The organism is Herbiconiux solani NBRC 106740, from assembly GCF_001571005.1.
Taxonomy (GTDB): Bacteria; Actinomycetota; Actinomycetes; order Actinomycetales; family Microbacteriaceae; genus Herbiconiux; species Herbiconiux solani.
This window is the reverse complement of sequence record NZ_BCST01000001.1, coordinates 522,848-541,224: the sequence shown is the minus strand read 5'-3', so window position 1 is coordinate 541,224 and position 18,377 is coordinate 522,848. Positions and strand designations below refer to the sequence as shown.

The window sequence follows — 18,377 nt, the reverse complement described above, 5'->3', positions numbered from 1 at the left end:
CGTGAACCCCGCAGCAGCCAACCGCACCACGAAGCGACGGGCCGCTCTGGCCGTCATGGCGGTCGTCGCCGTGGTCGCGGTGTTCGTCGTGCGGCTCGTCACGATCCAGATCGTGCAGGCCGACACCCTCAACGCCGCCTCGTTCGACAAGCTCTCCGCGAGCACCTCGATCTACGGCCTTCGCGGTGACATCGTCGACGCCGACGGCACGGTGCTCGCCACCACGGTGCTCCGCTACGGCGTCACCGCGTCGCCCAAGTCGGTCACCGACTTCACGCGCACGGCCGCCGACGGCACGACCAGCACGGTCACGCCGACCCAGGCCGCCGCGGAGATCGCGGCGATCACCGGCCAGACGGCCGATCAGGTCTACGGCACGCTGACGGCCGACCCGACCTCGAACTTCGCCTACGTGGTCAAGGACATCGACGTCGACGCGTTCCGCGCCATCCGCGATCTGGGCATCCCGTGGCTGTACTACGAGTCGAACCCGGTCCGCACCTACCCGAACGGAGCGGTCGCCGGCAGCGTGGTCGGCTTCATGGGAGAGGACGGCGAGGGCAAGCCCACGGGCTCCGCCGGCGTCGAGCAGATCGACAACCAGTGCCTGGTGGGCACCGACGGCCTCGAGACCTACGAGCGCGGCGCCGACGGCGTCGCCATCCCGGGCAGCACGGTCACGACCACGCAGGCGGTCGACGGCGGCACCGCGGTGCTGACCCTCGACAGCGACCTGCAGTGGTTCTCGCAGCAGGCCCTGGTCGACCGCATCAAGGAGACCGGCGCCGCCTGGGGCACCGTCGTGGTGCAGGAGGTCAAGACCGGCAAGCTGCTCGCGGTCGCCGACTACCCGAGCGTCGACCCCAACAACATCGACGGCACGCCCAGCACCGATCGCGGCTCGATCGCCTTCCAGGCGCCCTTCGAGCCCGGTTCGACGTTCAAGGCGCTGACCGCGGCCTCGGTGCTGGATGCGGGGCTCGCCAACGTGGGCACCCAGGTCGAGGCGCCCTACATCTACACCGACCCGAACGGGGCGTCGACCCGCGACAGCGAGTTCCACGTCGACCCGCTCCGCCTCACCTTCGCCGGCGTCATGCAGGAGTCCTCCAACACCGGTACCGCGATGCTCGGCGAACTGCTCACCCCGGAGCAGCGCTACAACTACATGCAGGCGTTCCACATCGGCTCGTCCAGCGAGGTCGGCTTCCCCGGTGAGTCCGGCGGCATCCTCTCGCCGTGGGACCAGTGGGACGACCAGACCAACCTCACCACCACCTTCGGCCAGGGCGTGGCGACCACGGCCGTGCAGATGGCCAGCGTCTACCAGGCGCTCGGCAACGGCGGCGTGCGGCTCCCGGTGCAGCTCGTCGAGGGCTGCCGTCAGCCCGACGGCACGATGACCCAGGTGCCGGATGCGACCGGCACGCAGGTCGTCTCGCCCTCCGCGGCCACCGACACGATCAACATGCTCGAGACCGTCGTGACCGGCGGGTACGCCAAGGCCGACCTGCAGATCCCGGGCTACCGGGTCGCCGCCAAGACCGGTACCGCGCAGATGAGCGACGGCAACGGAGCCTACGGTTCCAGCTACGTGACCTCGCTCGCCGGACTGGCTCCGGCGGAGGATCCGCAGTACGTCGTTTCGGTGACCATCGCGAAGCCCGTTACCATTGAGTCGGCTCTGGCTGCGGCACCGGTCTTCCAGAAGATCATGTCGCAGGTTCTGAAGGAGAAGCGGGTTCTGCCCTCCACGGAACCGGGCCCAGACCTGCCGACGACGTATTGAGCATGAAGGAGACCAGTGGCTGATCGGGATTCCTCGGCTCTACGGCCCGAGCATCCGATCGCGCGATCGCTCCCTCATCTGGTGGAGGATTTCGGGTTCGAACACCGTGGCGCACCGGTCGCCGAGGTGGTCTCCGGGGTCACCATCTCGTCCAAGGACGTGATGCCCGGCGACCTCTACGTGGGCCTGAAGGGCGCGCGGTTCCATGGCGCCTCCTTCGCCGAGGCCGCCAAGGAGGCGGGTGCCGTCGCGATCCTCACCGACGACGAGGGCGCCGAGCTCGCGATCGACTCCGGGCTCCCGGTCATCGTGACGCCCGAGCCCCGGCTGGCGCTCGGTGAGCTCGCCGCGTGGATCTACCGCACGCGGGAGGATCCGCCCACCCTGTTCGGCGTCACCGGCACGAACGGCAAGACGAGCGTCGCCTACCTGCTGGAGGCGATCCTCCGTCAGCTCGGCATCGTCGCGGGCATCAGCACGACCGCGGAGCGGAAGATCGGCGACGAGACCATCGTCTCCAAGCTCACCACCCCCGAGGCCACCGAGATCCACGCCATGCTGGCCCGGATGCGCGAGGCCGACGTGCGCGCCGCCGTGCTCGAGGTGTCGGCCCAGGCCATCACTCAGCACCGCATCGACGGCATCGTCTTCGACGTCGTCGGGTTCACCAACCTCACCCACGACCACCTCGACGACTACGAGACGATGGACGTGTACTTCCAGGCGAAGGCCGAGCTGTTCCAGCCCGACCGCGCCCGGCGCGGCGTCGTGATCGTCGACGGCGAGTGGGGTTCCCGGCTCGCGGCCGAGTCGCGCATCCCGCTCACCACGATCTCGACCGATCCCGACGCGGACGCGGAGTGGACGCTGCTGATCGACGAGGAGCGCGCCGACCGCACGACGTTCACCCTCCAGGGTCCCGAGCACCGGGTGCTCACGACCTCGGTGCCGCTGCTCGGCCGGTACATGGCGGCCAACGCCGCCTTGGCGATCGTGATGCTCGTCGAGTCGGGCTTCGACCTCGACGCGATCGCGCACGCCCTGAACGTGCCGCACGACGAAGACGGCACGGAGATCGACGACGAGGACTTCGTCGCCGGCATCGACGTGTACATCCCGGGCCGGGCCGAGAAGGTCTCCGGTGAGCGCGGGCCGATCGTCTACATCGACTACGGGCACAGCCCCGACGCGTTCATCTCGACCCTCGAGTCGATCCGCCGGGTCACCGACGGCCGCATCATCATGCTCTTCGGCGCCGACGGCGACCGCGACCCCTCGAAGCGCGAAGACATGGGCGCGATCGCCGCCCGATTGTCGGATGCGGTGGTCGTCACCGACTTCCACCCCCGCTCCGAAGACCCGGCCACGATCCGCCGTGTGCTGATCGACGCGGCCCGCGCGGCCGTTCCGGATCGCGAGATCCACGAGGTCGCCGACCCCCGGGCGGCCTTCCGCACCGCTCTGTCCCTGGCCGAGGAGGGTGACGTCATCCTCTACGCCGGCCCCGGGCACGAGGACTACCACGAGGTCGCAGGAGAGCGGATCCCCTACTCCGCCCGCGACGACGCGCGCAACGCGCTGCACGAACACGGATGGCTCTGACACATGCTCGATCTCACACTGACCGAGATCGCGACGGCGCTCCAGGGCGAACTCGTGATCACCGATGCCGCCTCGCGCGCGGGCTGGAGCCCGCAGACGGTCGTCAACGGAACGGTCGACACCGACTCCCGCCTGATCGGCGAGGGTGACGTCTTCGTCGCCAAGCGCGGCGAGTTCGACGACGGCCACCGCTTCGTCGGCGCGGCCGTCGAGGCCGGCGCCGCGCTCGTCGTGGTCGAGCACGCCTTCGCGAAGACCGACGGGCACGATCTCACCGTGCCCCAGGTCGTGGTCGAGGACTCCGTGCTCGCGCTCGGGCACTTCGCGACCGAGGTCGTCTCCCGCGTGCGCGCGGGCGGTGACCTGAAGGTCGTCGGCATCACAGGCTCCAACGGCAAGACCACCACCAAGAACCTCCTCCGCGCCATCCTGAAGCGCGTCGGCGAGACCGTGGCGCCCCGCGACTCGTTCAACAACGAGGTCGGCGCTCCGCTGACGATGCTGAAGCTCACGCCGACCACGCGTTTCCTCGTGGCCGAGATGGGCGCGAGCGGCAAGGGCGAGATCACCCGGCTGATCCGGATGGCGAAGCCCGACGTCGGAGTCGTCCTCACGGTCGGTCTCGCCCACGCGGGCGAGTTCGGCGGCATCGAGACCACCCTCGCGACCAAGACCGAGATGGTGATCGACCTCGAGCCGGCCGACACCGCCGTGCTCAACCTCGACGACCCCCGGGTCGCCGGGATGGCGGAGAAGACCGACGCCCAGGTGCTGTGGTTCGGGCTCTCCGACGACGCCGCCGTGCGGGCGACCGAGATCGACGCGACCGCCGAGGGCACCTCCTTCGTGCTGCATCTTCCCGAGGGGCAGTCGCGCCCGGTGAAGTTCGCCGTGCTCGGCGAGCACCACGTGATGAACGCGCTGGCCGCGGCCTCCGCCGCCCACGTGCTCGGCGTGCAGATCGACGAGATCGTGGCCGCCCTCGAGACCGTCACCCGCGCCGAGCGCTGGCGCATGGAGGTCATGGGCGGCAAGGACGGCGTCACCGTGATCAACGACGCCTACAACGCGAGCCCCGACTCGATGGCCGCCGCCCTCAAGACCCTCGCGCTGATCGCGCGCCCCGGCCAGCGCACCACCGCAATCCTCGGCGAGATGAGCGAGCTCGGCCCGTACTCCGTCGAGGAGCACGACCGGATCGGCCGCATGGTCGTCCGCTTCAACATCGAGCGGCTGATCGTGGTCGGCGAGGGCGCCCGCGCGGTGCACCTCGCGGCCGAGCACGAGGGTTCCTGGGGCGGCGAAGCCGTCTTCGTCGAGACCGCCGACGAGGCCTTCGAGCTCGTCGCGGCCGACACGCGCCCCGGCGACCTCGTGCTGGTCAAGTCGTCGAACTCGGCGGGCCTGCGCTTCCTCGGCGACCGGATCGCGGAGGCCAATTCATGATCACCCTCCTGGCGTCCGCCTCTCTGTCGCTGGCGTTCACCCTGTTCCTGACGCCCGTGTTCATCCGCATCTTCAAGCGGTTCGCCTGGGGCCAGTTCATCAACGTCGACACCCCGGATGCGCACCACGTCAAGCGCGGGACGCCCACGATGGGCGGCATCGTCATCATCCTGGCGGTGCTGTTCGGCTACTTCGTGTCGGCCCTGTTCACGCAGGAGCCGCCCACCGTCTCCGGGCTGCTGGTGCTGTTCCTGATGACGGGGCTCGGGATCGTCGGCTTCATCGACGACTTCATGAAGGTGCGTAAGGAGCGGAGCCTCGGGCTCAGCCCGGTCGCCAAGATCGTCGGTCAGGTGATCGTCGGCATCGTGTTCGCGCTCCTGGCGATCCAGTTCCCGAACGAGATCGGCGAGACGCCGGCCTCCACTCAGATCTCCTTCATCCGCGACCTGCCGTTCGACTTCCTCTCCTGGGGGGTCGTGCTCGGCACGATCGCCTTCGTCATCTGGATCTGCTTCATGGTTATGGCCACGTCGAACGGCGTGAACCTCACCGACGGGCTTGACGGGCTCGCGCCGGGGTCGAGCATCCTGGCCATCGGCTCGTTCGTGATCATCGGCTTCTGGCAGTTCAACCAGTCCTGCGCCAGCGTCACCCTCGACACCGACGTGCTCGACAAGTGCTACGACGTGCGCGACCCGCTCGACCTCGCGGTGGTCGCCGCGACCGTCGTGGGCGCGCTGATCGGGTTCCTCTGGTGGAACACCAACCCCGCCAAGATCTTCCTCGGCGACACCGGTTCGCTGGCGCTCGGCGGAGCCCTCGCGGCGCTCGCGATCCTCGCCCGCACCGAACTCCTGCTCGTGCTGATCGGCGGCATCTTCGTGATCGTCGCCGGCCAGGTGGCCGTGCAGCTCACCTACTTCAAGCTCACCAAGGGCAAACGCATCTGGCGGGCGAGCCCGCTGCACCACCACTTCGAGATGAAGGGCTGGGCCGAGGTCACGATCGTGGTGCGGTTCTGGATCATCGCGGGGCTGTTCGTCGCGGGCGCCGTCGGCTCGTTCTACCTCGAGTGGCTGTCGCGCTGATGGCCGCACCGCTCTCCGACCTGACCAGCTGGCACGCCGACTGGAAGGGCCTCCGCGTCGCCGTGCTCGGCCTCGGGGTCACCGGCTTCTCGGTCGCAGACACCCTGGCCGAACTCGGCGCCACCGTGCTCGTCGTCGCCGAGAAGGCGCAGCCGAAGTGGGCCGACCTGATCCCGGTGATCGGCGCGACCCTCGTTCTCGCTCCGGCCGGCGTCGTCCCGCCCGAGCTCGACGCGCTGGAGGCCGACCTCGTCGTCGCCTCGCCCGGCTACCACCCCGACGACCCGCTCCTGGTCTGGGCGGCCGACCACGGCATCCCGGTCTGGGGCGACGTCGAACTCGCCTGGCGCCTCCGCGACAAGGTGGTGGATGCGCAGACCGGCAAGCCGGCTGACTGGATCGCCGTCACCGGCACCAACGGCAAGACCACGACCGTGCAGCTCACGGCCACGATGCTGCTCGCGGCCGGCCACCGGGTCGCGCCCTGCGGGAACATCGGCATCCCGGTGCTGGACGCCATCCGCGACCCCGCCGGCTTCGACGTGCTCGTCGTCGAGCTCTCGAGCTACCAGCTGCACTCGACCTCGAGCATGTCTCCGTACTCGGCGGTCGTGCTGAACGTCGCCGACGACCACCTCGACTGGCACGGCTCGTTCGAGGCCTACGCGGCCGCCAAGGCGCGGGTGTACACGAACACCCAGGTGGCCTGCGTGTACAACACGGCCGACCCGCTCACCCGCACCATGGTCGAGGAGGCCGACGTGGTCGAGGGCGCCCGCGCCATCGGCTTCGGTCTCGGCATCCCCGGGCCGAGCGATTTCGGCGTGGTCGACGGCATCCTCGTCGACCGGGCCTTCCACGACGAGCGGCGCGACACGGCTCTGGAGATCGCGACCGTGGACGAGCTCCGCGAACGCGGACTCGGAGCCACGCACACCGTCGCCGACGTGCTCGCCGCCGCGGCGCTCGCCCGCAGCTACGGGGTCTCGATCGAGGCGATCCGGGCCGCCCTCGCGGGGTTCGAGCTCGACCGGCACCGCATCGAGCATGTCGTGACCGCTGGGGGAGTGACCTGGGTCGACGACTCCAAGGCCACGAATCCGCACGCCGCCGCGGCCTCGATCAAGGCCTACCCCTCGGTCGTCTGGGTCGTCGGCGGGCTGCTGAAGGGCGTGGACATCGATCCGCTGGTCCGCGACGCCGTGCTCGACGCGTCCGGCGCCGTGGGCGCGCGGGTGCGCGCCGTCGTGGTGATCGGCGTCGACCGCCAGGAGGTCGTCGGCTCCATCCGGCGACACGCGCCGGAGCTTCCGCTGTTCGAGGTCGATCACGATGAGACTGATGACGTGATGTCCGTGGCGGTCGCTCTGGCGGCCGAGGCGGCGCATCCGGGAGACGTGGTGCTGCTGGCACCGGCAGCCGCGTCGATGGACCAGTTCGTGGACTACGCCGATCGGGGAAACCGATTCGCGGAGGCGGTGCGCAAGCACGTGGGAGGTAATGACGGTGACGACACCCTCCCGGAATCTCCCGTGGCTCGGCCGGAGTAGATCCGGCTCGTCCCGCGGCCCTGCCGGTTCGCGTGGCCCTGCCGGTTCGCGGGGTTCGGGTGCGGCCTCCGGCGTGGCCTCGGCCCGCATCTCGCTCGGCCAGGTGTTCACCGCCGAGTCGAGCAACTACTTCCTGCTGCTCGGCACGACGCTCTTCCTGGTGCTCCTCGGGCTCGTGATGGTGCTCTCCTCCAGCTCGATCGACTCGTTCACGCAGCGGCAGGGCTTCTTCGGCGTGTTCTCGAAGCAGGGCCTGTTCGCGCTGATCGGCATCCCGCTGATGCTGGTCGTATCGCGCCTGCCCATCCGCTTCTGGAAGCGCTGGGCGTGGCTGGCGATCTTCTTCGCCATGGGCGTGCAGCTGCTCGTGTTCACCCCCCTCGGCGACGAGGTGGGCGGCAACCTCAACTGGATCGCGATCGGCGGCTTCACCTTCCAGCCCTCCGAGCTCGTGAAGCTCGCGCTGGTGGTCTGGATGGGCGCCATCCTGGCCAAGAAGGAGGCCCTGCTCGGCCGGCTCGGTCACGTGATCGTGCCGATCCTGCCCGTGGCCGGTGGCGCCATCCTGCTCGTGCTGCTCGGCGGCGACCTCGGAACGGTCATGATCATGGCCGGGCTCGTCTTCGGCGCGCTGTTCTTCGCCGGCATCAAGCTCCGGATGCTCGCCATCCCGCTCATCGTCGGCTCGGTCATCGCCGTGGTCGTCGCCTTCTCGAGCGAGAGCCGCACCACCCGCATCATGTCGTTCTTCAGCGGCACCAACGCCGACTACGAGGGCACCGACTGGCAGGCCCAGCACGGCGAGTGGGCGCTGGCCGGCGGAGGCGTCTTCGGCGTCGGCCTCGGCAACTCCCGCGCCAAGTGGTCGTGGCTGCCCGCCGCCGACAACGACTACATCTTCGCGATCATCGGCGAGGAGCTCGGGCTCGTCGGCGCGATCGTGGTTCTGCTGCTGTTTATCGTGCTGGCCATCGCCTTCGTGCGCATCATCCGCTCGACCAGCGACATGTTCTCGAAGGTCGTCACCGGCGCCGTCATGGTCTGGCTGATCGGGCAGGCCTTCGTGAACATCGCGGTCGTGCTCGGCGTGCTGCCCGTGCTCGGTGTGCCGCTGCCGCTGATCTCGTCAGGCGGGTCGGCGCTTCTGACCACCCTGGCGGCGATCGGGGTCGTGCTGTCGATCGCGCGCGAGAACGCCCTGACGGCGGGGGCGGCCGCCGCGGTGGCCCGCGAGGACGCGGCTGCGGCTGCGGCGGCGGGGTCCGCTCGCACCGGTCGCTCCGCCCGCTCGGGCGTCCCGCTGGTGACGCGGCGATGACCACCTACCTCCTCGCCGGGGGAGGCACCGCGGGTCACGTGAACCCGCTGCTCGCCACGGCCGACGAACTGCGGCGCCGCGACCCGGCGGCCACGGTGCTCGTGCTCGGAACCGCGGAGGGCCTTGAGGCCCGGCTGGTGCCCGAGCGCGGCTATGAACTGCTCACCGTCCCCAAGCTCCCCTTCCCGCGCCGGCCGAACGCGGCCGCGCTGCGCTTCCCCGGGGCGCTCCGGCGCACGATCGCGCAGGTGGCCTCGATCATCCGTTCGCGCGGGGTCGACGCGGTCGTCGGTTTCGGCGGTTACGCCTCCGCGCCCGGCTACCTCGGGGCACGGCGGGCGGGCATCCCCTTCGTCATCCACGAGGGCAATGCGAAGCCCGGCCTCGCGAACCGGCTCGGGGCGCGCTCCTCGCGCTGGGTCGGCGTGACCTTCGCGAGCACGACGCTCCCGAATGCGACGCTCGTCGGCATGCCCCTCCGCGAGGAGGTCACCGCTCTCGCAGATCCTGAGGCGCGCGCGGCAGCGGCGGCTGAGGGGGCCTCGCTCTTCGGGCTCGACCCGGCCCGGCCCACCCTGCTGGTGACCGGCGGATCGCTCGGCGCCCGGCGGATCAACGAGACGATCCATGCGACGGCCGAACGGCTCGTCGGAGCCGGCTGGAACGTGCTGCACATCGCGGGCGACCGCTCCGAGGTCTCGGATCCGCACCTTCCGGGCTACGTCTACCTCGAGTACTGCGACCGCATGGAGCTGGCTCTCGCGGTCGCCGACTTCGCCGTCTCGAGGGCCGGCGGATCCACGGTCTCCGAACTCGCCGTCGTCGGGGTGCCTTCCGTGCTCGTGCCTTACCCGGTCGGCAACGGGGAGCAGCGCTTCAACGCGCAGGACCTGGTGGGCGCGGGCGGCGCGCTCCTCGTCGATGACGCCGACTTCACGCCCGACTGGGTCGCCGGAGAACTGCTCGCGGTGCTCGAAGACCGTGACCGCATCCAGCAGATGGCGGCCCGGTCGGTCGAGGTCGGGATCCCCGACGCCTCGGCACGCCTGGTCGCTTTGGTCGAACGGGCCCTGGCCTCCGCAGGTCCGGGCCGGCAGGCGCCGGGCGAGCCGGCACTGGGCCAACCGTGAGCCGGGTGAGCGTAACCTTGTCCCTCGCACCTCGCGTGCCGCACCCGACCCCCACCACCACAGAAAGGGCGTGACCGCTTGATCAAGCCCGACCTCTCGATCCCCATCCCAGACGACCTCGGCGCCGTGCACTTCGTCGGCATCGGCGGCAGCGGGATGAGCGGCATCGCGCGGCTCTACCACGCCGCCGGTCTTACCGTCACCGGCTCGGACCGCACCGACTCCAAGACCGCCGCCAAGCTCCGCGCGATCGGCATCCCGGTCGCGGTCGGCCACGACGGCGCGAATGTCGGCGAGGCCGACACCCTCGTCGTGACGAGCGCGCTCTGGCCCGACAACCCCGAGTACCTTCGGGCCCAGGAGCGCGGGATGACCATCCTGCACCGCTCCCAGGCCCTCGCCTGGCTCTCGAACCGGAACCGCCTGGTCGCGGTCGCCGGCGCCCACGGCAAGACCACCTCGACGGGCATGATCGTCACCGGTCTGCTCGAACTCGACCAGGAGCCGAGTTTCGTCAACGGCGGCGTGATCTCCGAGCTCGGCACCTCGTCGGCCTTCGGCGACGGCGAGCTCTTCGTGCTCGAGGCCGACGAGTCGGACGGCTCGTTCCTGCTCTACGACACCGCCGTCGCGCTCATCACGAACGTCGACCCGGATCACCTCGACCACTACGGCTCGGTCGAGGCCGTCGAGGACGCCTTCGTGCAGTTCGCCGACGCCGCGAACGAACTGGTCGTCATCTCCTCCGACGACGCCGGGGCGCTCCGGGTCTCGGCGCGACTCTCGCACCCGAACGTGCTCACCTTCGGCGAGGCCGAGGATGCCGACCTGCGGGTGCACTCCATCCAGACCGACGGGCCCGTGCGCTTCACGGTCGACTACCGTGACCAGAGCTACCCGGGAGTCCTGCGCGTGCCCGGCCACCACAACGCGATCAACGCCACGGGAGCGGCCGCCGTGCTGGTCGGGCTCGGCTTCCCCCTGGATGCGGCCCTGGCCGCGATCGGCGCGTTCGGCGGCACCGGGCGCCGGTTCGAACTCCACGGCACGGTCGGCGGCGTGAGCGTCTACGACGACTACGCCCACCACCCGACCGAGGTGGATGCGGCGCTCACCGCCGCGCGCACGGTCGTCGGCGAGGGCCGCATCATCGCCGTGCACCAGCCGCACCTGTACAGCCGCACGAAGCTGATGGCGGGAGAGTTCGCCGAGACGCTCGAGCGCACGGCCGACTTCACGATCGTGCTCGAGGTGTGCGGCGCGCGCGAGGACCCGATCGAGGGCGTGACGGGCGAGCTCGTCTCCGAGCGCTTCGACGACCCGTCGCGCGTGGCCTACATCGACGACTGGCAGCGGGCCGCCGACTACCTGGCGACGATCGCCGAGCCGGGCGACTTCGTGGTGACGCTCGGCTGCGGTGACGTGAACCTGATCGTGCCGCAGCTGCTCGAGTCGCTGGGTTCGGGCGGTTCCGACGGTTCGGATGCCGACGCTTCCGGCTCGGCCCCTGGATCGGCCCCAGGTTCTGCCTCCGGCTCGGCCTCCGGTGCAGCGGCATCGGCCGGTGCGGCCGCTGGAGGAGAGTGAAAAGACCGCCCGGCATCACGCCTCCACCGCCGCCGCCCCCGTCGGCCGGGTCGCCCGCGCCGGGTGACGGCCGGGGAGCGCGGGGGTCGAAGCGCCGACCCGTGCCGCCTCGCGCCTCCGACGCGAAGGCGGCTCCGGCCGCTCCCTCGCCGTCTGCGCCGTCGTCACCCTCGTCACCGTCGGCACGATCGTCATCGCCGGCTTCCTCGTCGTCCGCCTCGGATGTGACGGAACCGGTCACGCCGCTGGGCCGACCCGGTCGTGCCGGCCGTGGTGGCGGTTCCCCGGCAGCGAAGGCCGTACCCGCGGAGGCCCCGGCCGCATCCACCTCGAAGGCCCCTGCCGCCCCGTCTGCTTCGTCGTCCGCTCGGCCGCGCTCGGGATCGGCCTCCCGCAGCTCGTCGCTCGGCGAGGCGTGGTGGACGACGCCGCGCGCTCCCGAGGACCGCGACCGAAGCGCTGGCGCGAACGCCGGTGCGAAGGCCGCGACCCCCGGCACTCAGTCAGGTGGTGCGCGCCCCACGAGTCGGGACCACGAGCTCACCGAGCCGGTGGCACGGAAGGGCGCAGCCTCGAATCGACGCGGACCGAAGATCGCCGGCCTCAAGAACTCCGGAGCGCGCCCGAGCGGCGCGGCGTCGGCGAAGTCGAAGGCCGCCGACTCCGGGGTCACCGAACCGATCGCCCGCTCCGGCAAGTCTGCGCCGAGCAAGTCGGCCCAGAGCACGTCAGCACGGAGCGCTTCGGGCCAGAGCACGCCAGCACCGAGCGCGAGCCGTCCCGCGACCGGCACCGCCGCATCCTGGCGCACCCGCGCGGGCGACGCCCGCCGACAGCTCAAGCAGGCCACCCGGTCACGCCAGCGGTACGAGCGCGACGAGTCGCGGCGGTTCACCCAGCGGTCCCGCCGTCGTCGCCTGGCCTGGCTGATCAGCGGGGGAGCCGTCGCCGGCCTGGTGCTCGTCGTGCTGCTCGCCGCCTACTCACCGCTCCTCGCCGTGCGCGGGGTCGCGATCGAAGGCACCTCACGAGTGGACGTCACCGCGGTCACCAACGCCCTCGACGACCAGGTCGGGCGCCCGCTCGCACTGGTCGACTACGGGGCGATCGAACGCGATCTCGCCCAGTTCCCGATGATCGAGTCGTACTCGGTCGAGGCGCGGCCGCCGGACATCCTCGCGATCCGCGTGGTCGAGCGCCGTCCCGTGGCGCAGGTGCAGACGGCGACCGGCTTCGACCTGCTCGACGCGGCCGGCGTGACCGTGCAGCAGAGCGTCGAGCGCATCGCGGGCTTCCCGGTGATCGACCTGACCGGCACCCAGATCGGCAGCCCCGGGTTCGAGGCGGCGGCCGCCGTGCTGACCTCGCTTCCGGATGCCCTGCTCAGCCAGGTCGACCGGATCAGCGGCACCACGCCCGACAGCGTCACCCTCGTCTTCGGCGGGGCCGGCCAGCGCGTGGTGTGGGGGAGCGCGGAGGACTCGGAGCTCAAGGCCGTCATCCTGCAGCGCCTGATCGCGACGCAGGATCCGGCGGCGGCCGTCGAGTACGACGTGTCGAGCCCGCAGAACCCCGTGGTCCGCTGACCGGTGCGCAGCTTCGGCGAGGCAGGCGCGTCCGAGGTGCTCGCGACGTGCTCGCAGCGAAGAGAATCTCGCCCCGTTCGCGACACGCGGCGCGTGGTGGGAGTCGTGCGCCGCATCCTCGCGTAGCTTCGCACCTAGGAAATACATACTCGGAATAACTTTAACTTTCAAGTTGAAGTTTAAGGTTCCAGCGGAGGCCGGACGTGACGTCAAACCAGAACTACCTCGCCGTGATCAAGGTCGTCGGCATCGGCGGCGGCGGCGTGAACGCCGTCAACCGCATGATCGAGCTCGGGCTCCGCGGAGTCGAGTTCATCGCGATCAACACCGACGCGCAGGCGCTGCTCATGAGCGACGCCGACGTCAAGCTCGACGTCGGCCGCGAGATCACCCGGGGACTCGGAGCGGGTGCCGACCCCGAGGTCGGCCGTCGTGCCGCCGAGGACCACGCGGAGGAGATCGAGGAAGCCCTCGCCGGCGCCGACATGGTCTTCGTCACCGCCGGAGAGGGCGGCGGTACCGGCACCGGCGGCGCGCCCGTCGTGGCGCGAATCGCCAAGTCGATCGGCGCCCTGACCATCGGTGTCGTCACGAAGCCCTTCGGCTTCGAGGGCAAGCGCCGGGCGGCCCAGGCCGAAGATGGCGTCGCGACCCTGAAGAACGAGGTCGACACCCTCATCGTCGTGCCGAACGACCGCCTGCTGGAGATCAGCGACCGCGGCATCAGCATGCTCGAGGCCTTCTCGACCGCCGACCAGGTGCTCCTGGCCGGTGTGCAGGGCATCACCGACCTGATCACCACGCCGGGCCTGATCAACCTCGACTTCGCCGACGTCAAGTCGGTCATGCAGGGTGCCGGTTCCGCACTCATGGGCATCGGCTCGAGCCGGGGCGCCGACCGCGCCATCAAGGCGGCCGAGCTGGCGGTGGCGAGCCCGCTGCTCGAGGCCTCGATCGACGGCGCGCACGGCGTGCTGCTCTCGATCCAGGGCGGATCGAACCTCGGCATCTTCGAGATCAACGACGCCGCCAAGCTGGTCCAGGATGCGGTGCACCCGGAGGCCAACATCATCTTCGGTGCCGTGATCGACGACACCCTCGGCGACGAGGTGCGCGTCACGGTCATCGCCGCGGGCTTCGACGGCGGCGAGCCGAACGCGAACACCCCTCCGGCCGACACGCGCCGCGGGAGCTTCGTGGGCAACGCCGAGGAGGTCGACCCCTTCGGCCGCGGTGGCGCCGCGACCGCGACCCTCCGTCGCGACCAGAAGCCCGAGGCCGCCGAGGAGCAGCAGGCTGCGCCGAGCTCGCCGGTCTGGCAGAACGCGACCAGCGACCTGGGCCTCACCGGCGCGGTCGCCCTCGACCCCGCGTCCGAGGACGACGACGCCGACCTGGATGTCCCCGACTTCCTGAAGTGATCGAACCCTCCCTCGCCGAGCGTGTCGAGCGGGTCGGATCCGAGATCTCGGATGCGGCCCGCTCCGCCGGTCGTTCACCCGACGAGCTGACGCTGATCGTCGTGACCAAGTACCACCCCGTGGAGCTGGTCCGTGATCTCCACGCCCTCGGGATCCGCGACTTCGGCGAGAACCGTCACCAGGAGGCGCGCGAGAAGGCTGCCGAACTGGCCGACCTCGACCTGAACTGGCACTTCGTGGGCCAGCTGCAGACGAAGAAGGCGCGCCAAGCCCGGGAGTACGCCACGGTGATCCACTCGGTCGACCGCCAGGAGCTCGTCGACAAGCTCGCGGGGGGCGAGCATCCTCTCGACGTCTTCCTCCAGGTCAACCTCACGGACGACCCGGCCCGCGGGGGAGCGCATCCGGATCAGCTCGTCGAACTCGCCGAGCGTGTCGCCGCGACGGACGATCTGCGTCTTCTCGGCGTGATGGCCGTCGCGCCCCTCGACGAGGAACCGCGAGCCGCCTTCGCACGGCTCCGGGCCCTCGGCGACCGGGTGCGAACCGTCGTCCCCGAGGCGCGCTGGATGTCGGCCGGCATGTCGAACGACTTCCGCGAGGCCATCGCCGAGGGCGCGACACACCTGCGGATCGGCACCGCAATCACCGGTTTACGGCCTCCGCGCGATTAATCTCGGGGATAAGAAGAAGCAACTGCAACCGGAGGTTCTGATGGCCAACCCACTCCGCAAGACCATGGTGTACCTGGGTCTCGCCGACGAGGAGCTCGAGTACGAGGCTCCCGCGACCCAGGCGCCCGTCGCCCCCGTCCCGCACCCGCAGGCCGCCCCCGCGCCCGAGGCGCCGCGGCAGCAGCCGGCTGCGACCTCGAACCGCGCCCCCGTGACGCCTCTCCGCAAGTCCGCGCACACCCCCAAGAATGTGGCACCTGCTGAAATGAACGAAATCCTCACCGTCCACCCCAAGCAGTACAAGGACGCCCAGGTCATCGCCGAGAACTTCCGCGAAGGCATCCCGGTGATCATGAACCTGTCGCAGATGACGGATGCCGACGCGCGCCGCCTGATCGACTTCGCCGGCGGCCTCTCGCAGGGCCTCTACGGCAAGATCGAGCGCGTCACGAACAAGGTCTTCCTGCTCTCGCCGTCGCACGTCTCCGTCTCCGGGGACAACGGCACCGAGGCACGCGCGGAGTCGTCCTTCTTCGTCCAGTCATAATTAGCGAGTGGGTTCCCTCGTCTCCATCATCGCGACCGTCGTCTATTTCGCTCTCCTGCTGTACTTCTTCCTGATGTGGGGACGGTTCATCCTCGACCTCGTCCGGACGGTCCGCCGCGACTGGCGGCCGTCCGGCGGGGTGCTGGTGCTGGCCGAGGTCACCTACACGGTGACCGATCCGCCGATCCGCTTCTTCCGTCGCATCATCCCGCCGCTGCGCGTGGGCGCGATCGCCCTCGACTTCGGTTGGAGCATCACGATGCTCCTGGTCATCATCGCGATGTCCGTCGCCGGCTTCCTCCGAGCCGCCTGACCGGCGGTGAGCCCCGAACGGGGCACCCATGTATCCTGAAGCGGAAGGCCTCGGACGAGATCGTGCCGTTCACGGGACGTTCGTCAGGAATGTTGCTACGGTTAGCAACGCGTTATCACTGTTTGTCGAAGCAATAAAGGTGGAAAACCATGGCGTTAACTCCGGAAGATGTTGTTAACAAGAGATTTTCTCAGACCAAGTTCCGTGAAGGTTACGACCAGGACGAGGTGGATGACTTCCTCGACGAGGTCGTCGTCGAACTGCGCCGTCTGACGCAGGAGAACGAGGAACTGAAGGCCAAGCTCGAGTCCGGCGCCTCCTCCGAGGCTCCTGCCCCGGTCGCCGCCGTCGTCGAAGAGGCTGTCGTCGAGGTCCCGGCTCCGGCCCCCGTCGCCGAGGTGCCCGCACCCGTCGCCGCGGCTCCCGCCGCCCCCGAGGTCGATGACGAGTCCGTCTCCACCACGAACCTCCTCCAGCTGGCCCGTCGCCTCCACGACGAGCACGTCAAGGAAGGTGCCGACAAGCGCGACGCGCTCATCGCCGAGGGTCACGCCACCGCCGCGCGCATCGTGGCCGAGGCCGAGACCAAGCAGCGTAACGAGCTGGCCCGTCTCAACCAGGAGAAGGCCGGCATCGAGCACCGCATCGACGAGCTGCGCACGTTCGAGAAGGACTACCGCGCCGGTCTCAAGACCTACATCGAAGACCAGCTCCAGGAGCTGACCTCCTCGAGCGTCGACGGCGAGAAGAGCCCTTCTCCGACGTCGAGCTTCAGCGGCTTTGGCGGTTAGCGAGAGCTCGAAGGGCCGCCCCCGGGTTCTGATCGTCCTCGCGGTCGTCGCATTCGCGTCGATCGCGATCGATCAGATCACGAAGCTCCTGGTCGTACAGAACCTCGAATTGGGTGAGGTCGTCCCCGTCGTGGGCGACCTCATCCAATTTCGCTTTGTGAAGAACTCGGGCGCCGCCTTCTCGATCGGAAACGCCTACACCTGGATCTTCTCGATCCTCGCCGCCGCCGTCACGGTGTTCATCATCTGGTTCGCGCGGCGCATCCGCTCGTTCGCCTGGGCCTGGGTCTTCGGACTGCTGCTCGGCGGCACGATCGGCAACCTGATCGACCGGCTCTTCAAGGAGCCAGGCTTCGGCGTCGGCCACGTGGTCGACTTCATCACGATCCCGTTGCTGCCCGCGATCTTCAACCTCGCCGACGTGTCGATCACGGCCGCGATGGTGCTGTTCCTCATCCTCACCATCCGGGGCATCGGCCTCGACGGCACGCGGCACGTCGCTGCGCCGAAGGATGCGGACGGCGAGACCGGCAGCACGACCGCCGACGAGCGCGAGCAGGTCTAGTGGTGGAATCCCGCACCCTCCCGGTGCCCGACGGCCTCGACGGCTCGCGCGTCGACGCCGGGATCGCCAAGTTGCTCGGCTTCTCCCGGACCTTCGCCGCCGAGGTGGTCGAAGCCGGGGGAGTGAGCGTCGACGGCCGCACGGTGGGCAAGTCCGACAAGCTGCACCGCGACACCTGGCTCTCGGTCGAGTGGTCTCCCCGGGAAGAGCCGTCGATCGTGCCCGTCGTCGTCCCCGAGCTCGAGGTCGTCTACGACGACGACAGCATCATCGTGATCGACAAGCCCGTGGGCGTGGCCGCGCATCCCTCGGTCGGCTGGACCGGCCCGACGGTGCTCGGCGCCCTGGCCGGCGCGGGCTACCGCGTCGCCACCAGTGGCGCGGCCGAGCGCGCGGGCATCGTGCACCGGCTGGATGCGGGCACCAGCGGCCTGATGGTCGTCGCCAAGAGCGAGGCCGCCTACACCTGGCTGAAGCGCGCCTTCCACGACCGCGAGGTCGACAAGATCTACCACGCGCTCGTGCAGGGGCACCCCGATCCGTTCTCGGGCACCATCGACGCCCCGATCGGCCGGCATCCGAAGTCGGACTGGAAGTTCGCGGTCACCGCCGCCGGCAAGCCGTCGATCACGCACTACGAGACGCTCGAGGCGTTCCGCGCCGCGACCCTGCTCGAGGTGCACCTCGAGACCGGTCGCACGCACCAGATCCGGGTGCACATGGCCGCACAGCGGCATCCCTGCGTCGGCGACACGATGTACGGAGCTGATCCGATCCTCTCGGCACGGCTCGGGCTCACGCGGCAGTGGCTGCACGCGATGCGGCTCGGGTTCATCCACCCCGAGACCCGCGAGTACGTGTCGTTCGAGAGTCGGTACCCGGCCGACCTGCGGCACGCGCTGGACATCGTCGAGAACGACTAGTCCGGGCTGAGGTGGCCGCAACCCCCGCGCGGAATCCCGGCCGC

At 69.9% G+C, this 18,377-nt stretch carries 15 protein-coding genes and 1 pseudogene; all 16 read left to right on the top strand.

Features of this window, described 5'->3' with window-relative positions; translation table 11 throughout:
• Position 1: 1 nt before the first annotated feature.
• The 16 genes and pseudogenes from HSO01S_RS02625 (at position 2) to HSO01S_RS02545 (ending at position 18,333) form a co-directional block, all read left to right on the top strand.
• Positions 2–1,789, top strand: coding sequence for a peptidoglycan D,D-transpeptidase FtsI family protein (locus tag HSO01S_RS02625; RefSeq protein WP_245635856.1), 1,788 nt, complete (start codon positions 2–4; stop codon positions 1,787–1,789).
• A gap of 15 nt (positions 1,790–1,804) precedes the next feature.
• On the top strand, positions 1,805–3,391 hold the full coding sequence (locus HSO01S_RS02620) for a Mur ligase family protein (protein WP_066038989.1): 1,587 nt from the start codon (positions 1,805–1,807) through the stop codon (positions 3,389–3,391).
• 3 nt (positions 3,392–3,394) lie between these two features.
• On the top strand, positions 3,395–4,837 hold the full coding sequence (locus HSO01S_RS02615; RefSeq protein ID WP_066038988.1) for a UDP-N-acetylmuramoyl-tripeptide--D-alanyl-D-alanine ligase: 1,443 nt from the start codon (positions 3,395–3,397) through the stop codon (positions 4,835–4,837).
• Positions 4,834–5,928 carry a phospho-N-acetylmuramoyl-pentapeptide-transferase gene (gene mraY / locus HSO01S_RS02610; protein ID WP_066038987.1) on the top strand — a complete coding sequence of 365 codons (1,095 nt, stop codon included), beginning with the start codon at positions 4,834–4,836 and terminating at the stop codon, positions 5,926–5,928. The genes HSO01S_RS02615 and mraY overlap by 4 nt, the downstream gene beginning before the upstream one ends.
• Positions 5,928–7,478, top strand: coding sequence for a UDP-N-acetylmuramoyl-L-alanine--D-glutamate ligase (murD, locus tag HSO01S_RS02605; protein ID WP_066038986.1), 1,551 nt, complete (start codon positions 5,928–5,930; stop codon positions 7,476–7,478). The genes mraY and murD overlap by 1 nt, the downstream gene beginning before the upstream one ends.
• The gene (ftsW, locus tag HSO01S_RS02600; protein WP_373280199.1) at positions 7,435–8,796 is read left to right on the top strand and encodes a putative lipid II flippase FtsW; all 1,362 of its coding nucleotides are present in this window, start codon (positions 7,435–7,437) and stop codon (positions 8,794–8,796) included. Before murD ends, ftsW begins: the two co-directional genes overlap by 44 nt.
• Positions 8,793–9,926, top strand: a complete 1,134-nt coding sequence (locus HSO01S_RS02595; RefSeq protein WP_066038985.1) for a UDP-N-acetylglucosamine--N-acetylmuramyl-(pentapeptide) pyrophosphoryl-undecaprenol N-acetylglucosamine transferase — start codon at positions 8,793–8,795, stop codon at positions 9,924–9,926. Before ftsW ends, HSO01S_RS02595 begins: the two co-directional genes overlap by 4 nt.
• A gap of 78 nt (positions 9,927–10,004) precedes the next feature.
• A pseudogene (gene murC / locus HSO01S_RS02590) lies at positions 10,005–11,435 on the top strand (UDP-N-acetylmuramate--L-alanine ligase); the annotation flags it as partial.
• Between the two features lie 302 nt (positions 11,436–11,737).
• Positions 11,738–13,099, top strand: coding sequence for a cell division protein FtsQ/DivIB (locus HSO01S_RS02580; protein ID WP_245635855.1), 1,362 nt, complete (start codon positions 11,738–11,740; stop codon positions 13,097–13,099).
• Between the two features lie 203 nt (positions 13,100–13,302).
• Positions 13,303–14,520 (top strand): cell division protein FtsZ, encoded by a 1,218-nt coding sequence (gene ftsZ / locus HSO01S_RS02575; RefSeq protein ID WP_066038983.1) that lies wholly within the window; start codon positions 13,303–13,305, stop codon positions 14,518–14,520.
• Positions 14,520–15,194 carry a YggS family pyridoxal phosphate-dependent enzyme gene (locus tag HSO01S_RS02570; RefSeq protein ID WP_218003760.1) on the top strand — a complete coding sequence of 225 codons (675 nt, stop codon included), beginning with the start codon at positions 14,520–14,522 and terminating at the stop codon, positions 15,192–15,194. Before ftsZ ends, HSO01S_RS02570 begins: the two co-directional genes overlap by 1 nt.
• Before the next feature lie 40 nt (positions 15,195–15,234).
• The gene (locus tag HSO01S_RS02565) at positions 15,235–15,741 is read left to right on the top strand and encodes a cell division protein SepF (protein ID WP_066038981.1); all 507 of its coding nucleotides are present in this window, start codon (positions 15,235–15,237) and stop codon (positions 15,739–15,741) included.
• A gap of 7 nt (positions 15,742–15,748) precedes the next feature.
• Positions 15,749–16,054, top strand: a complete 306-nt coding sequence (locus tag HSO01S_RS02560; protein WP_066038980.1) for a YggT family protein — start codon at positions 15,749–15,751, stop codon at positions 16,052–16,054.
• 149 nt (positions 16,055–16,203) lie between these two features.
• A complete protein-coding gene (locus HSO01S_RS02555) occupies positions 16,204–16,845 on the top strand; it encodes a DivIVA domain-containing protein (RefSeq protein ID WP_066038979.1) in 642 nt (213 codons plus the stop codon).
• Positions 16,835–17,410, top strand: a complete 576-nt coding sequence (lspA, locus tag HSO01S_RS02550) for a signal peptidase II (protein WP_066038978.1) — start codon at positions 16,835–16,837, stop codon at positions 17,408–17,410. The genes HSO01S_RS02555 and lspA overlap by 11 nt, the downstream gene beginning before the upstream one ends.
• Before the next feature lie 2 nt (positions 17,411–17,412).
• Positions 17,413–18,333 carry an RluA family pseudouridine synthase gene (locus tag HSO01S_RS02545; RefSeq protein ID WP_066039139.1) on the top strand — a complete coding sequence of 307 codons (921 nt, stop codon included), beginning with the start codon at positions 17,413–17,415 and terminating at the stop codon, positions 18,331–18,333.
• The last annotated feature ends 44 nt before the right edge of the window (positions 18,334–18,377 follow it).

Coding starts and splice junctions, on each gene's coding strand:
- HSO01S_RS02615 (WP_066038988.1), top strand. CDS start 3,395: ATGCTCGATCTCACACTGACCGAGATCGCGACGGCGCTCCAGGGCGAA.
- mraY (WP_066038987.1), top strand. CDS start 4,834: ATGATCACCCTCCTGGCGTCCGCCTCTCTGTCGCTGGCGTTCACCCTG.
- murD (WP_066038986.1), top strand. CDS start 5,928: ATGGCCGCACCGCTCTCCGACCTGACCAGCTGGCACGCCGACTGGAAG.
- HSO01S_RS02595 (WP_066038985.1), top strand. CDS start 8,793: ATGACCACCTACCTCCTCGCCGGGGGAGGCACCGCGGGTCACGTGAAC.
- HSO01S_RS02565 (WP_066038981.1), top strand. CDS start 15,235: ATGGCCAACCCACTCCGCAAGACCATGGTGTACCTGGGTCTCGCCGAC.
- HSO01S_RS02555 (WP_066038979.1), top strand. CDS start 16,204: ATGGCGTTAACTCCGGAAGATGTTGTTAACAAGAGATTTTCTCAGACC.